Origin of the sequence: Acinetobacter sp. YH12099, from assembly GCF_013419195.1 — a bacterium.
GTDB lineage: Bacteria > Pseudomonadota > Gammaproteobacteria > Pseudomonadales > Moraxellaceae > Acinetobacter > Acinetobacter towneri.
In genome coordinates, this window is record NZ_VPAP01000021.1 from 14,523 (window position 1) to 31,566 (window position 17,044).

A 17,044-nucleotide genomic window follows, 5' to 3' on the forward strand; every position below is an offset into this window, starting at 1 on the left:
AAAAGGCTAGAGCATGAAACAACGTGCAATGATTTTTGGCAATGTACCCAAATTACCCATGAAATGGGCCACGGTGGTAATGCCTTTCTTTTTATCATGTTTGATGAGTGGCATCATTTCGTTGATTAATATGATCCGAAATTTGGGCTGGATTGAGGGATTTTTTACCCTGTGGTTGCATAACTGGATGATTTCTTGGGCGTTTGCTTTTCCAGTCGTATTATGTGTGCTGCCTTTGGTGCGTAAGTTCACTGGCTTAATTGTAGATATGACGCCACTGCAACCACCCAAATAAATTAGGTTCGATGCCTATATAACATGGGCTATCAGAAATAAAAATCATTCAGATTTGGTTATCAAACTTCTAAATGCCCTATTTGCTGCAATTCGGGCTAAGCTAGTCAGATGTCAGATGGTGCATCTCAATCCATGCGCCATCAGCAACCGATTAGAATGAGATGAACAATGACAACCGCAAATTTGCAGCAGAAACGTCCTTTATATATTCCCTATGCGGGCAACGGCCTTTTAGAATTGCCTTTATTAAATAAAGGTTCTGCATTTTCAGAAGAAGAACGCACCCGTTTTAACTTGCATGGCTTAATTCCACATGCAATTGAAAATATTGAAGAACAAAGCCAGCGTTCGTATCAGCAATATTCTGCTTTTAGCGATGCCATCAACAAGCATATTTATTTGCGCAACATTCAGGACACCAATGAAACCCTGTTTTATCACCTGATTGAACAGCATTTGAGTGAAATGATGCCTATTATTTACACCCCAACTGTAGGCGAGGCATGTCAGCGTTTTTCCGATATTTACCGCCGTCATCGGGGTATTTTTATTTCCTATCCAGACCGTGCCCATATTGATGATATTGTACAAAACATCAATAAAAAGAATGTCAAAGTGATTGTGATTACCGATGGTGAGCGTATTTTAGGCTTGGGTGATCAGGGCATTGGCGGCATGGGTATTCCAATTGGAAAACTGTCTTTATATACAGCATGTGGCGGTATTAGTCCTGCCTATACCTTACCCATTACCTTAGATGTAGGCACCAATAACCCACAATTACTGAATGATCCGATCTATATGGGCTGGAATCAGCCACGTATTAGTGGTGAGGAATACTATCAATTTGTCGATCAGGTGATTGATGCGGTGAAACGCCGTTGGCCAAAGGCATTGATTCAGTTTGAAGATTTTGCTCAGAAAAATGCCATGCCGTTATTAAACAAATATCGTGATCAAATTTGTTGTTTTAATGATGATATTCAAGGCACGGCAGCCGTTTCTGTGGGCAGCTTAATTGCAGCATCACGGGCTGCAGGCAAACAACTGAAAGATCAAACCATTGCCTTCTTGGGCGCAGGTTCGGCAGGTTGTGGTATTGCCGAGCAAATTGTGGCGCAAATGGTGGTGGAAGGCTTAAGCGATGCTGAAGCACGTGCTCGTGTGTATATGGTGGATCGTTTTGGCTTATTCACCAGCAATCAGCCAAACTTGCTCGATTTCCAACGTAAATTGGCACAAAGTCCTGACCGTGTTGCACATTGGGGCAATCCTGAAGGTGTGATTTCTCTGTTGGACGTCATTCAAAACGCCAAGCCAACGGTATTGATTGGGGTTTCGGGGCAACCGGGTTTATTTACTGAAGAGGTGATTAAAACCTTGGCTGCCAATTGCGAGCGTCCAATTGTGTTGCCATTGTCAAACCCAACCTCACAAGTTGAAGCATTTCCTGCCGATATTTTGGAGTGGACTGAAGGCAAGGCCTTAATTGCAACAGGTAGCCCATTTGAGCCAGTGAACTATCAGGGCAAACTTTATAATATTTCCCAATGCAATAACTCGTATATTTTCCCAGGTATTGGCTTAGGGGTAATCGCTGCAGGGGCAACACGTGTGACAGACAGTATGTTAATTGCATCCAGTAATGCGCTGGCGGACTGCTCACCATTGTTGCAGGATCCAAATGCAGATTTATTGCCTGATTTAAATGAAATTCAGCAGGTGTCTAAATTTATTGCATTTAGAGTCGCAAAAGCAGCAATGGATGCAGGCGTTGCAGCTGTCATGAGTGATGAGGCATTACGAGAGGCAATTGAGGCTAATTTCTGGAAGCCTGAATATCGTGATTATAAACGTGTGACGTTTTAAGCAAAATTCATTCGTGTATTGTTAATGAAATAAGCCACAAGGCGTGCTATTGCACGCCTTGTTTTTATTTGGAATAGGATGGGGTTTGCGATGTGATTACTTGGAATTTAAGTCTTCAACTCACACTAAGCAATATAGTTCTGTTTTGGATTTAAATCGGCACAATTCAAAGGATTTAAGGCACATTGCAATTCATCAATTTGCTGCTCACTGACATAGCCTTGTCCAATCAGGTATTTTGCAACGTGGTCATCTCTCAGGCTTATAAACGCAGCATCGTACACGCCTAAATCGACAAATAAGGCTGCCGTTTCAAGACTGTTAAAACGGTCTAAATACACGTCATTGCCATACAGTAGAAAAATATGTTCAGTGGGTGCATGCGCATCGACTTTTAAGCGTTCTGCCAGCTCAAAAGGTGAGGTTTTAATGAACAGCAAATCGGACAATTCATCAAATTGAGCTGTATCGAGTTGTGCCTCATCTGTTTTGACTTTGCCTAACCATGCTTTAAAGACCAGTACCGCACCACCACGTAATAACATACTCCAAATATGCTGGCGGGTGCTTTGATCTAAGCCTTGCGCTTCTTGTTCCAAAACATCCAGTAATTGCTCCTCCTGTGCTGAAAGTTTGTTGAACAGACCTAAACCTTGTGGTTGATACGCCGCAGGGCGAAACACATCAAAATTGAGTTCTTCAAAGACTTGTAGGGCTAAGGGTACTGCGGTTTGATACAGGGTATTCAGCGCTTGTAGATGAGGAGCTTTGAGTTTGCTGTTTTGAAACAGACGATCCCAGTGAATTTCGGGCAATAGCGCATTTACGCCATATTGACGCTGTAGCTGCTGTGTTTGTTCTGCGAGCTGCTGTTCATGGTTCACGGTATTCATGAGATTCTTCCTAAAACGTGGAAACAGGTCGATCAACGCTTAATAGGGCAGGAAATTTGTTTGGATGTGGCTTGAAGATGAATGCGCTGATCATTTCTTGTACTTAGTTATGCGCGCAGATAGTCAATAGATGTATAAGACTAAAGTCTAATGTATTGCAATGTGCTCAGAAAAGCCTTTACAAACTCGGCAATTAAAGAAATTGTAAGCAAGTTTGGGTGTATTTGCTTACGATCTTGTCAGACTTTGCCATAGCCAGTGAGGTGATGGTATTTAATGTGAAGGGCAGGCACTCAAAACGCGACATTTTTGAAAACTTTGGTCAATGGGTGTTGTGCATCAGGCCAATGGCTGTGACACTTTACAGGCAATCTGTTATTTTTTGAGTGGTCTAGGGTTGCAGTTGGTAAAACAGCTTCAAGCCGCCACAAGACGGATATTGAATAGCTTTGCCTGCCTTGCACTTTAAACATGGCTTGAATCAAGCACAGTTTAAAGCGGGACAGACAAAGTTTTATTGCTATCAGCTGCCTGAAATTTTCAGTCCAGATAACCAAGAACGCAGCGATGCTGGTTTTAACGGTTTTTTCAGCAATACAATATTCAGCTCTTTTAAGCGCTGTGGCAATTCTGGGTCGGAGTCTGCTGTAATTAACGCCACAGGTACATCGGCTTGACGATGTTCCAGAATAAAATCTAAACCGATTTTATCGTCATTTAAGTGCTGATCGACCAACCAAACTTGAATGTGCTCACGTTGAATCAACTCAATTGCTTGTTCAGGTTCGGTGGCTTTAAATACGTGATAGCCCCATTTACTCAGCAGGGTCGCCATGCCTTCCAAAATGGTTTCATCATTGTCTAAACACAAAATTTTATAGGCTTTGGTTTTCAACGGCACCACTTGCACAGGTGCAGCCACTACTTTTGGAGCTTCGACAATCGGCACTTCAATCATAAAGCACGAGCCTTTGCCCAATTCCGAATAGACATGCACAGGGTAGTTCAGCAAACTGGTCATACGCTGCACAATCGCTAACCCAAGACCTAGACCTTGCTCACCCCAAGGCGACGTATGTCCGCAACGCTCAAATTCCTGAAACAGTTTAATACGTTGTTCTTCGGCAATACCCGGACCTGTATCCCACACCCCAATTCTAATATGTTGTGGATGTTCTGCAGAACGTAACACGCCCACGACCACACGCCCTTTGGCGGTATAGCGCAGCGCATTGCTGACAAAGTTTTGAATAATACGACGAATCCATTGTGGGTCGGTATCAATCCAGAACTGTACGTCATGCACACGGAATTCAATGCCACGTTGTGCCGCAATGGATTTAAATTGCAGGCTTAAATCGCTGAGTAAGTCATGCAGTGGATAAGCCTGACGTTTCGGCTGAATCGTACCGCCTTCCAAACGGGCAATATCCAACAAGGCCGAGAGCATACTTTCTGCACCATGCAGGGCACGATCCAGTTGTTGCAGGGTTTTACGGTCTTCATCGGACTGAATACTTTGCTCTAAAGCCGTACTGAATAAGCGCGCTGCATGCATTGGCTGTAATAAGTCATGACTGGCAGCGGCAATAAAGCGGCTTTTGGACATATTGGCTTTGTCGGCTTGTTCACGTGCCAATTGCTGTTCTGCCAAAGCATCGGCCAATTGTTGTGTGCGATCTTGTACCCGTGCTTCAAGTACGGCTTCGTTTTCACGGAAAGCGGTAATATCGGCAAAGGTGGTCACGAAACCACCGCCTTCAATTGGATTACCACGCATTTGAATTACACGACCATCTTTACGGATGCGTTCAAACTCGTGTGCACTGCCCATTTTCATCCAGTGAATACGTTTACGCACGTGTTCTTCAATTGAGCCCGGACCACATTCACCACGTTCTGCGTTATAGCGAATCAAATCGGCAATTGGGCACCCGACATAGACAATATCTTTAGGATAATCAAATAGTTTGAGATATTGATTATTCCATGCTACCAAACACATATTTTCATCTACCACACTCACGCCTTGGGTCATGTGGTCAATCATGGTCATGATTAGGTTTTGGTTAAAGCGTTGCCATTGTGAGGCTTGGTCAAGAATATTCGCAACTTGCCCTAAAGCGAGTCCGTTATTGACCATGGCAGTGGTGAGCAAAGTACGCGCAGATGCTGCACCAATGGTGCCTGCCAAATATTGTTCGGTAAAACGCCACCACATGCCGTTGGCATTGGCATTTTCATTCAGCACCACATTATTTTGCTGACTAAACTGCTCAAAGGCTTGTCGGGTTGGAGATTCGCCTGTAATGCGTTTTGCCAGTGTGATTAAATCGCCTACTTTTAAACGCGCTACATCCTGATGTGAATAGCTGACCTCGTTGCTCATGTTCTGAGTTGGCAAAGGCTTGGTTTCATAATAAAAGAAACTTTCGGCCTGAATCTGTTCTGCCACACTTGGGCGGAAAATACGTGACACCCAAACATATAACAAAATATTTAAACCGAGCGCCCAAACCACCCCATGTGTGAGCGGGGCAAAAGATTCAAAGCCAAGCAAGGCTTCAGGGCGTAACCAGTTGATGCCTAAAGGTCCCAGCAATAAAAATTCACGGGTAAACTCGCTGAACTGACTTGGCAGGCTGCGTAAAATAGTCGGAAGTAGCAGGGTATAGGCCCACATCGCAAATCCAACAATTAAGCCTGCATAAACGCCCTGTTTACTGCCACCACGCCAATATAACCCCCCAATCAGGGCAGGGGAGAACTGTGCCACTGCACTAAAGGCCAACAAGCCAAACACAGAAAGTTGATCAATATCGTTAAAGAAGTTGAAGAACAGGAAGCCGAGCAGCATCACCGCTAAAATACAAATGCGTCGGGTGAATTTCAGTACCAAAGGCAAGCGCTTGTCATGGCGTGAGAAAATGCCCATGCGCCACAAGGCAGGCATGATCAGGTCATTACTCAGCATGATCGACAGTGCTACTGAAGATACCAATAGCATGCCTGTTGAGGCGGAGAATCCTCCCAAGAACGCCAACAGCGTCAACCAGTCTTGGTTATAACTGAGTGGCAAAGACAAAACCGCTACATCTGGGATGGCTAAATATTGCGGAGCTGCGTGCAAGGCCCAACTGGCAATTGGAACAATCGCGATGGTGGTTAAAATCAGATAAACGGCAAACCAGCGACGCGCACCCCGAATATGTTTTTCATCGCGCAGTTCGACCACAGCAACGTGAAACTGACGCGGCAAACAAATAATCGCTAATGCCGCCAATAAGGTTTGCACCCAAAAGGTTTCAGGCACACCAAACAGCTGTACTTCATGGAAGGTAATTGAAACATCATTGGCAATTTGATGAATATTGTCAGGCGCTTCAAATACAAAGAAGAAGGCCACAGCCAGCAAGGCAAATAGTTTGACAAAGGACTCAAAGGCAACCGCAAGCATTAAGCCGCCGTGTTGTTCGGTATTGGCAATTTGTCGAGTACCAAACAGCATCGCCAAAATAGCCAATAAACCTGTCAGGAATAACACCGCATTGGTGGTACTTTCAACATTGGTGCTTTGATCCAAAATCACTGCGGCACTCAGCGCAATTGCGCGTAATTGCAAAGCCAAATACGGGATAATTGCAATCACCGCCAAAATTGTGACCAGTGATGCCAATGGCCCGCTTTTACCGTAACGTGCAGCAACAAAGTCAGCAATCGATGAAATGGCGTGGTGTTGTCGCACTCGACCCAAACGTCGCCAAATATCATAACCAACAGCGACAAACAGCAATGGCCCTAAATAAATGGGTAAAAAAATGATCCCTTCACGAACGGCTGCGCCCGTTGCACCATAAAAAGTCCATGATGAACAGTACACCCCTAAAGTTAAGCTGAACATGAGCATGCGCCCACGCGTGCTTAAACGACTGGCGTGTTTTTCCCCATAGAAAGCACAGATAAAAAGTAATGCGATATAGAGGGCTAAAACCCCCATAATGAGCCAGCTGTTCATGATGCCTTAAAAGTATCGACAATAGGGCTATGATAGCCTATTCCATTGCCTTTGCGCTGAGGTTGATCATTTTTTTAGCGACCAAAGTCTAAATTGCAAATCGGCTCCAACATTGTTAATTTTAAGTTCGAAATAATTCGAATTAAAAATTTGCGCCTAAGGCAGGGCGCTTGAAGGAGCAGGTTATGGATGAGGTACAAGTAGAACGCATTCTACAAAACCCAAAATTCAAAGAAATGGTTCGCAGAAAAAGTAACCTAAGTTGGACATTAACAGCAATCATGTTGTTTGTGTACGTAGGTTTCATGCTTTTAGTGGGCTATAACAAAGAATTCTTATTGAGTTCAATTTCTGGCGGTGTGACGACTTGGGGTATTCCATTAGGTCTGAGCATTATCGTTTTATCTTTCATTTTATGTGCGGTTTACGCATCAATTGCGAATAGCAAACTTGACCAATTGAATGAAGAAGCGATGCGTGAAGTTGAAGCAATTACACATGAGAAAGGAACGCACTAAGATGAAATGGAATTCATTGAAAGCACTGGCTGCGTCTACTGTATTAATGTCAGGTATGGCATTTGCAGGACCAGATTTAGGTGCAGCAGAACAGCAGCCAACCAACTGGCCTGCAATTATTATGTTCTTGATTTTCGTGGGCGCAACTTTGTTCATTACTAAATGGGCAGCGAAGCAAACCACAAGCACTAAGGACTTCTATACCGCAGGTGGTGGTATTTCAGGTTTCCAAAATGGTCTCGCGATTGCAGGTGACTATATGTCAGCAGCGTCGTTCCTGGGTATTTCCGCAATGGTGTTTATGTCAGGCTTTGACGGCTTGCTGTATTCACTTGGCTTCATGGTGGGCTGGCCAATCGTATTGTTCTTGATTGCTGAACGTTTACGTAACTTAGGGAAATATAACCTTTCTGACGTGGTCTCGTTCCGTTTATCTGAAAAGCCAGTACGTACCCTTGCAGCATTCAGTTCGCTTGTCGTAGTTGCATTCTACCTGATTGCACAAATGGTAGGTGCGGGTCAGTTAATCAAACTTCTCTTTGGTTTGAACTACAACCTTGCTGTAGTGATCGTGGGTCTACTCATGATGGCTTACGTAATGTTCGGTGGTATGTTGGCAACAACTTGGGTACAGATCATCAAAGCGGTGATGTTACTTTCAGGTGCAACTTTCATGGCCTTCATGGTAATGAAAGGTGTGGGCTTCAGCTTCACTAACATGTTCGAGCAATCGATCCAAGTTTTCTCTAAAGTACATGACTTGAGCTTGGCAGATGCTGCAAACATTATGGGTCCTGGTAAATTAGCATCTAACCCAATTGATGCAATCTCACTTGGTCTTGCGTTAATGTTCGGTACTGCAGGTTTACCACACATCTTGATGCGTTTCTTCACGGTAAAAGACGCGAAAGAAGCACGTAAATCAGTAGTTGTAGCAACCGGTTTCATTGGTTACTTCTACCTATTAACCTTCATCATTGGTTTTGGTGCGATCCTTTATGTATCAAACAACCCACAATTCCTTGATGTTGCGAAAATGGCAGTTACTGGCAAGTTAGAACTTGTTGGTGGTAACAACATGGCTGCGGTGCACTTGGCTGATGCGGTTGGCGGTGACTTGTTCATGGGCTTCATTTCAGCAGTAGCATTCGCAACAATTCTTGCGGTAGTTGCTGGTTTGACATTGTCTGGCGCTTCAGCAATCTCTCACGACTTGTATGCTAACGTATTCAAGAAAGGTCAAACGACACCTGAATCTGAACTTCGCATGTCTAAAATTGCAACTTTAGGCTTAGCAATCTTCGCAATGATCTTGGGTATTCTTTTCGAGAAACAAAACGTTGCGTTCATGGTCGGTTTAGCATTCTCTGTAGCAGCATGTGCAAACTTCCCAGTACTTGTACTATCTATGTTCTGGAAAGGCTTAACGACTCGTGGTGCAGTGATTGGTGGGGTAGCAGGCTTAGTTTCAGCAGTCACCTTGATTGTATTGTCTAAAGCAGTTTGGGTAGATACGCTTCAAATTTCTGACACACCAATCAACCCATTTAACGGTCCTGCGATCTTTGCAATGCCACTTTCATTCTTCTGCTGCTGGTTGTTCTCTATCACTGACAACTCTGCGCAAGCACAAGCTGAACGTAAAGCATTCGATGCACAGTTCGTACGCTCACAAACTGGTATTGGTATCTCTGGTGCATCTGACCACTAAGGTCTGAAACACCTCAAAAAAGTCCCAGCAATGGGACTTTTTTTATGGCTAAAATTTCGTGGATGATCTATCTAGCATCTAGGAGGGCTATTTCATCTAAAGCATAGAGAGGTTTTATATATGCAATTTTGATACAGAGTCCATGCATGCGGTGATCTGGCAGCATGTTATGTTAGAAATCAAAACAATAAAAAGGCAGCCGAGGCGTATGCAAGCACTACAAAATGTATGGAAAGGTTTTCGGATATTACCTTCGGCATGGCTGTTGTTCTTACAATTTGTGATTTTGCTGCTCTCACTTTTTGCACATCACAACATGCCCTATAAAGTCATCACGTGGATGGTGGGGGTATTGGTGTTGCTGCTCATTGCTAAAGTGATTCGACAAGCGCCAATGTTGAGTGTTTTGGGGCTCAGTTTTGTTTATGCGGCTTTGTTCTTTTCATTCTTTATTTTACTAGGTGTGCGGCATCCTTTTATTTTGGTGATGAGTCATGCTTGTGAAGCTGCAGCCTATTTTAGTGCAGCCTATGGCTTATTGCGTTATATGTTCCATGATCGTTATTTAACTAAAGATGAGCTGTTTGCTGCTGCAGCGGTGTTTACCTTAATCGCTTGGGGTTTTGCCTTTTTATATAGCATCTGTCAAATTTTGATTCCGCAAAGTTTTCAGAACCCAAATGCTGCAGGTTTGCAAAGCTGGCTTGATTTACTGTTTTTAAGTTTTAGTTTGCAGTCCGCGACAGGCTTATCCGACCTTATACCGATCAGTCCCGAAGCACGGGTGATTGCCATGTTGCAAATGTTCTGTGGAGTAATGTATTTGGCATTGATCGTGTCACGTTTAATCGCATTGCAGTACATTCGCCACCTACCGCATCATCACCATGATGATTCAGCTGAGTAAAACAGCGTGTAAATTTTTCATGACATATTTCAGGCATAAAAAAGACGCTCAGATGAGCGTCTTTTTTAACTTCAGTATCTAATGTGAAATTAGAAACGGAATTTAGCGTTTACACCAACAGTTTGAGTGTCAACAGCTTCGCCTACAGCATTCGCATTTACATAGCTAGCACCTACAGCAACTGCAGGAGTGATGAAGTAGTTTACGTTCGCGCCCCAAGCAGAGTCGATAGCAACGTCAGCACTAGTTTCTGCATAAGAAGCACCAACGCTAAGAGCAGGTGTTAAATAAAGATCAGTTTTTAAGTTATAAGCTGTGCTTTCACCATAAACTAAACCAGCTTCAAAACCAACAGCCATGTTTGTACCATCAATTGCACCTACGTACTTAGTACGTGCAGTGATTGCATCTTGATCTTCATTGATTGTTAAAGCTTCACCAACTGCTTTAACTGCACCATTTGCAATAATACCAAATGAATCAACAGCCATAGTGTCTGCAATGCTTGTATAACCTACTGCAACTAAGAAGTTAGGCGCTACTAGTGCACCAAGTTCTAAAGCGTAACGATCGCCATTGTCATCAGCAGTCGCAGCATTTTTGCCATCGTTGTGAGTGTGGCTATAAGCAACGCTTGCATACGCTGGAACAAGTTTAGTTGGAACATACGCTTCAGCTTTAGCACCATAAACATGAGATTCAACGTCTGAACGACCACCTGCACGAGGAGCGTCATATTGAGCGTATTGGTAAGCTAAAGCAACGTTAGATGCTTGGTTTAAGAAAGCAGCTTCTGCTAAAGGACCTTTAGTCGCATCAACATTTTTGAAGTAGTAAGTACCTTGAACAGCACCAGTGAAGTTTTGGTTGTTTTCAGTAGTGTCTAGAAATTCTGATTGACCTTGAACTTCGAATTGGTACGCTTGAGCACCGGTCATGGCTAATAATAATGCAGTGGCTAAACCGAGTTTTTTCATGATAGTTACCAGTTTTGTTAAAAATGGATGAAACATTGATCATTTTAGTGTAACAAATTATTAAGTCAATGAACTAAAAGGACTTTATTTAAGAATTAAGTCCAATTGACTTTGTTGTTTAAAAAATATTCAAATAAAATTTTTGCTGTCAACCTAAAAACTGTATGGATAACAAGTCGATATGTTCGTTTTTGCAACAAAAGTAGAAATAATAAGCAAAGCATTAATTGGATTAATCGATCAGTTTTATTGAAATTATCTTTAATAATAATTCTTGGAATGTGAAGAATAACGGAAAAATTCACCTGTTTTAGGGTGAAATCATGATATTTGGGTAAAAAACAAGCAATAAAGAAGGCTTGTTTAGACTGAATTTGAGTGGAATATTTGAATTAATGTGAGTTTAGTCACATTAAATTTTAATATTTGTATAAAAATAAATCAGACTGGTTGACTAGGCTTTACATAAACTGTGATTTATTTCATAATTCCACCATGAAGTCCTACTACTTAAGTCGGGTTTGTAAATTATGTGACTTATCTCATAATTTAACCATCAAATCCTAAGCTTGGTTCATCCAGTAGTGCGATCTGATTCTCCATAATTGTTTGCTTTTTATCTGCCCAACTTTCCCCAAGGTTGGGTTTTTTTTGCATGTGAAAACGCAAATGGTTTTGCGAAAATTGCACTGATATGGTGCAGTTTGAGGGTGTGATATGATCAAAACCCATAAAAAAATCCCAGTTTTCTTTCAAAAACTGGGATTTTTCGCCAAAATTTGCGGGTAAATTTAGTTTACTGCTGAGGAAAAACTAAACTCGCCCTAATGAGGTGCATTATGCACCTAAATGTTGCATCTGTAAAATATTTTCTGCATGTTGAACCATTATTTTGTATTTGTCGTTTTAAGAAAATGGGTCACGGGTATGCGCTTAGAAGTTTTCTTGAGTGAGCTGATCGAGTTAGACAGGTCTGAAATATTAGCCCAATTTAGCTGCCATATTTGTCGATTAAACTAAAATCTAACTGAATTAATTATCTTTTTGGTAAGTATTTTAAAGGGTATTCATGTAATATAGTCGCCGATTTAGTGATCAAGTTCACGATTTTGCAAAGTAATAATGACGTAGGTGAAACTTAGCATGGTGATGAAGTTGCGCTCAGAACATATCAGTCAGCGACTGTGCATTTCGATGATCATTATTATCGTGTCATTACTTTTTATTTCTGTTCCTTCAATTGTGAATAGTTATCAAAGTTATAAAAGAGCTGAGCGAGCTTTAATCGAAGTTTCTGTTTTGCGTAATGTAGCTGAGCTGACCAATAATATTTCACGTGAGCGTGCTCCAGCCAATCAAGTCATGTCGAGTACGCCCGAGAAAAGAGCAGAATATATTGAAGAATTAAAACGCTATCGGGCTAATGTTGATCAGCAAATCGAAGAAACTACTCAACTACTCAAAAGCAAGGGTTTTATTCCGCATGCGGAGCATTTGTCACTTCAATTAAAATCTTCGTTAAAAGAGGGACGTGATGCGGTAGATGCTTATGCTGCAACTCCTCAGTCTTCTCGCAGTTCAGCTCAATTGGATCATGCGATTCAGAAAATGTTTGCTGCTTGGGATAGTTCTCAGTATGTATTGAAGCATGTGATGCTGGATTCTGTGGGCAAAGATTCGCGTGCATCAACTTATTATAGTGTGATTTTTATTTTATCAGAATTGCGTGATCAAGCTGGGCGAGTCGCATCGAATATTATGGCTGCCATCACTTTTGGTGAAAAAATTCCCGCGGAAAACTTAGCCAACTCCTTACAAAACCAGCGTCAAGCTTATCATTTATGGGACTTGGTGCATACGATTCTGCCTGAAGCACATAAAGTGCCTGAATATACAGCTTTACATCATCGCTTAAAGACTGAGTTTTTAGATCAAGGGATTCCAATCGTAAAGCAGCTGATGGAGCAGAGCTTACAGGATGAAGCTTATTCTTTGACAGGCACACAATTGACCGAAGTTATGGTGAATAAATTTAGCACCGTGGTCGACTTACAAAATTACTTGTTAGATTATAGTTTGAACTTAGCTAAAAAAGATTATATCAAAGCGCAGCAAAAACTTGTTTTAACTTTGGTGGTCGCATTAATTTCTTTGATGGCTGCTATTTTTACCATGGTCTATGCGCGTTCGAAGGTATTTATTCCTTTAATTCAGGCACGCAACCAAATTTTGCGCTTGGCAGCTTATGATGATGAAGCTCATGGTACGCAAAATCCAGACAAAGTAACACTTTTGGAGGCTATTCAAAAACTAAAACAACGCCTAGAGCAACGCGATATTTTAGAATTTCAGCTGCGTAATATTGCCAATACCGATGCCTTAACTGGTGTTTCCAACCGTTTGGCGCTTGAGGAATACATCAAATATTTAGAACATCGACCTGAAAAATTGAGCAAAACTGGTCTGATTATTATGGATGTGGATAAATTCAAACACATTAACGATACCTTCGGGCATGTGGTAGGTGACCAAGCTTTAAAATGTATTGCCGATACTCTCAAAGCGCATGTCCGTGCCTCAGACTTGGTGGTGCGTTATGGTGGCGATGAGTTTTTGGTTTTGATTGAGCAAATAGAATTTACTGAGGCGCTGTATTTGGCAGATAAATTGCGCTGCCATATTGTGAATCAAGAAATTTTTATTCCAGAACTGAATGATTATATTCAAGTGTCGGTCAGTGCTGGCGTGGCGGTGGGTGCTGCGTCATGGAGCAGATTGTTGGAAAAAGCCGATAAACACTTATTTAGAGCCAAAGCACGTGGGCGCAATGCCGTTGCTGGTGATTAAGTCACAGTAATTGATCCACGAGCATTTCCGAAGTGATAAAAAGCCTAGAGTGAAAGATTCAGCACAAGTTTGTGCTGAATCTGGATTTAAACTTGAATGTGCTTAAAAACTGAAATAATCTATTTTAGCCTTTTAACATCGGTTTTAAGAATTTTGCGGTATGTGAAATTTTAGATTTTGCGACAGTTTCAGGTGTGCCTTCGGCAATGATTTGTCCACCGCCTGCACCACCTTCAGGGCCTAAATCGACAATCCAGTCTGCAGTTTTAATCACATCTAGGTTGTGTTCAATCACCACAATGGTATTACCCTTGTTGCGTAGCTCATGCAGGATGTCGAGCAATTTGGCAATGTCATGGAAATGCAAACCAGTGGTCGGTTCATCCAGTACATACAGGGTTTTGCCTGTATCTCGTTTGGCCAGTTCACGCGCCAGTTTTACGCGCTGTGCTTCACCGCCAGATAAAGTTGTAGCTGATTGACCAAGGCGGATATAACCCAAGCCAACCTGATTTAACGTTTCCAACCGACGATGAATCACAGGAATGGCATCAAAGAAATGCATGGCATCTTCAACGGTCATTTCCAAAACATCAGAAATATTGCGACCTTTATAACTGACTTCCAAAGTTTCGCGGTTATAGCGTTTACCATGACAGGCATCGCAAGGCACGTACATATCTGGCAAGAAGTGCATGGCAACTTTAATCATGCCATCACCCTCACAAGCTTCGCAGCGTCCACCTTTAACGTTAAAGGAGAAGCGTCCTGCTGCATAGCCACGTGCTTTAGCTTCAGGGGTTTGCGCAAACAGCTCACGAATTGGAGTGAACAAGCCTGTATAGGTCGCGGGGTTCGAGCGTGGCGTTCGCCCAATCGGGCTTTGGTCAATATCCACCACTTTATCTAAATATTGCAAACCATCAATCGAGTCGAATTTTTCTGCGGTTAATGTAGTTGCGCCATTTAATTGTGTTGCAGCCAAAGGCAACAAAGTACGGTTAATTAGGGTGGATTTTCCTGAACCCGACACGCCTGTGACACAAGTCATTACCCCTAAAGGCAAAGTGAGATCCACTTTTTTCAGGTTATGTCCTGCTGCGCCCATTAGCTTAATTTGTTGTTCGGGATGTGGCGGTTGGGTGCGCGTTTTCGGCACTTCAATTTTTAATTTGCCCGATAAATACTGCCCTGTTAGGGAGTCTGCATGTTCGGCCAGTTCTGCATAGGTGCCTTCGGCAATAATATGTCCACCATGCACACCTGCACCTGGGCCAATATCAATAATATGGTCGGCAGCGCGAATCGCATCTTCATCGTGTTCTACCACCAACACCGTGTTACCCAAGTCACGTAAACGAATCAGGGTTTCCAACAGGCGATCATTGTCACGCTGGTGCAAGCCAATTGAAGGTTCATCTAGCACATACATCACGCCCATAAGCCCCGCACCAATTTGAGATGCCAAGCGGATACGTTGTGCTTCACCGCCTGAAAGAGTTTCGGCGGAGCGTGACAGACTTAAATAATTCAAACCCACCGACACTAAAAAGTGCAGACGTTCACGAATTTCTTTAAAGATTTTATCTGCGACTTCACCTTTAGCCCCTTCAAGATTTAAGCCTTGATAGTAGTCTTCGGCATCGCCAATCGACATTTGGGTAATTTGAGCAATGGTTTTGTCTTTCACGCGGACATTACGGGAGATTTCATTTAAGCGTGAACCTCCGCAGGCATCACAGGCAGCATTAGATAAATACTGCGCCAAATCATCACGTACATAATTACTTTCGGTTTCACGGTAACGACGTTCTAAATGCGGTAACACGCCTTCAAACGCAATCACACGTTTATGATGGCGACCACGTTCATCAGTATAGCTCAGGTCAATTTTGTCTTTGCCTGTACCGTACAGAAATTTCTTCTGGGTAGTGCTGTCAAGCTGATTCCACGCAGTTTCTAATGAAAGTTCATAATGTGCTGCGACTTTTTCTAGCATGCTGTAATAATAGGGACGCTGTCTGTCCCAACCGCGAATTGCACCCTGACTGATTGAAAGTTCAGGGTTTGGAATTAGTTTTTCTGCGCTGAAATGGCTACGTGTCCCCAAACCATCACAAGTTGGACAAGCGCCAAAAGGGTTGTTAAATGAGAACAGGCGCGGTTCAAGTTCTGCCACGGCACGGTCACATTGCGGGCAAGAGTGCTTGGCCGAAAAAATACGATCAGGTTGTTCCGCATTCATCCACGATAAAATGGCTAAATCGCCACCTAAACGCAGTGCAGTTTCAAAGCTTTCGGCAATACGGTTGCCCAAATCATCTCGGACTTTAAAACGGTCTACCACCACTTCAATGGTATGTTTTTTCTTTTTATCGAGTTCTGGTGGTGGGTCAATGTCCATGACTTCGCCATCAACTCGGGCGCGTACAAAACCCTGACTTTGTAGCTGTTCAAACAGATGCACATATTCGCCTTTACGCTCACGAATCACAGGCGCGAGTAGCATTAAGGCAGTGCCTTCTTCCAGTGCTTTTACAGCATCGACCATTTCTGAAACAGTTTGCGCCACCATTGGTAAATCATGTTCAGGACAGTAAGGTGTGCCGACACGTGCATACAGTAAACGCAAATAGTCGTAAATTTCGGTAATGGTACCCACGGTTGAACGCGGGTTATGGCTGGTCGATTTCTGTTCAATGGCAATTGCGGGACTTAGACCTTCAATCGAGTCGACTTCAGGTTTTTCCATTTGCGATAAAAACTGGCGTGCGTATGCAGAAAGCGATTCGACATAACGACGCTGTCCTTCGGCATAAAGGGTATCAAACGCCAGTGAAGATTTTCCTGAACCAGATAAACCCGTAATTACCACAAATTTATCGCGTGGAATATCAAGGTTCACGTTTTTTAGGTTATGGGTACGTGCACCTCGAATACGGATATGACTTTGGCTCATAAAAACTTCTCGATATTTTGCAAATGAAAAACCTATATATGATAGCGCATG

General features: G+C 42.8%; 11 protein-coding genes. 6 read left to right on the forward strand and 5 right to left on the reverse strand.

Translation table 11 applies throughout. The features are described 5' to 3' along the window. Positions 1-13 precede the first annotated feature (13 nt). Positions 14-295: a DUF2798 domain-containing protein gene (locus FTU39_RS11245; protein WP_004970219.1), complete on the forward strand. Its 282-nt coding sequence runs from the start codon at positions 14-16 to the stop codon at positions 293-295. A gap of 170 nt (positions 296-465) precedes the next feature. After that, positions 466-2,166, forward strand: coding sequence for an NAD-dependent malic enzyme (locus FTU39_RS11250; RefSeq protein WP_004970216.1), 1,701 nt, complete (start codon positions 466-468; stop codon positions 2,164-2,166). A 125-nt stretch (positions 2,167-2,291) separates the two neighbouring features. On the opposite strand, the gene FTU39_RS11255 is transcribed toward FTU39_RS11250, so the two are convergent. After that, positions 2,292-3,059 carry a hypothetical protein gene (locus FTU39_RS11255; RefSeq protein WP_096902222.1) on the reverse strand — a complete coding sequence of 256 codons (768 nt, stop codon included), beginning with the start codon at positions 3,057-3,059 and terminating at the stop codon, positions 2,292-2,294. Positions 3,060-3,582: 523 nt separating this feature from the next. Beyond that, positions 3,583-7,074, reverse strand: coding sequence for a PAS domain-containing hybrid sensor histidine kinase/response regulator (locus tag FTU39_RS11260; RefSeq protein WP_179988835.1), 3,492 nt, complete (start codon positions 7,072-7,074; stop codon positions 3,583-3,585). A 185-nt stretch (positions 7,075-7,259) separates the two neighbouring features. On the opposite strand from FTU39_RS11260, the gene FTU39_RS11265 reads away from it, so the two are divergent. The 3 genes from FTU39_RS11265 to FTU39_RS11275 all read left to right on the forward strand — a co-directional run bounded on the left by FTU39_RS11265 (position 7,260) and on the right by FTU39_RS11275 (position 10,210). Then, a complete protein-coding gene (locus FTU39_RS11265) occupies positions 7,260-7,592 on the forward strand; it encodes a DUF485 domain-containing protein (RefSeq protein ID WP_180052193.1) in 333 nt (110 codons plus the stop codon). Position 7,593: 1 nt separating this feature from the next. Next, positions 7,594-9,303: a cation acetate symporter gene (locus FTU39_RS11270; RefSeq protein ID WP_154321179.1), complete on the forward strand. Its 1,710-nt coding sequence runs from the start codon at positions 7,594-7,596 to the stop codon at positions 9,301-9,303. A gap of 208 nt (positions 9,304-9,511) precedes the next feature. Beyond that, on the forward strand, positions 9,512-10,210 hold the full coding sequence (locus FTU39_RS11275; protein ID WP_180052194.1) for an ion channel: 699 nt from the start codon (positions 9,512-9,514) through the stop codon (positions 10,208-10,210). Positions 10,211-10,299: 89 nt separating this feature from the next. On the opposite strand, the gene omp33-36 is transcribed toward FTU39_RS11275, so the two are convergent. Together omp33-36 and FTU39_RS11285 are read right to left on the reverse strand one after the other, a co-directional pair. Beyond that, a complete protein-coding gene (gene omp33-36 / locus FTU39_RS11280; protein WP_257224483.1) occupies positions 10,300-11,223 on the reverse strand; it encodes a porin Omp33-36 in 924 nt (307 codons plus the stop codon). Between the two features lie 513 nt (positions 11,224-11,736). Further along, positions 11,737-11,919, reverse strand: coding sequence for a hypothetical protein (locus tag FTU39_RS11285; protein ID WP_004970207.1), 183 nt, complete (start codon positions 11,917-11,919; stop codon positions 11,737-11,739). Positions 11,920-12,330: 411 nt separating this feature from the next. Between FTU39_RS11285 and FTU39_RS11290 the strand changes: the two genes are divergently transcribed. Further along, the gene (locus tag FTU39_RS11290; protein WP_180052196.1) at positions 12,331-14,034 is read left to right on the forward strand and encodes a diguanylate cyclase; all 1,704 of its coding nucleotides are present in this window, start codon (positions 12,331-12,333) and stop codon (positions 14,032-14,034) included. A gap of 124 nt (positions 14,035-14,158) precedes the next feature. On the opposite strand, the gene uvrA is transcribed toward FTU39_RS11290, so the two are convergent. After that, a complete protein-coding gene (gene uvrA / locus FTU39_RS11295) occupies positions 14,159-16,993 on the reverse strand; it encodes an excinuclease ABC subunit UvrA (RefSeq protein ID WP_180052197.1) in 2,835 nt (944 codons plus the stop codon). Positions 16,994-17,044 lie beyond the last annotated feature (51 nt).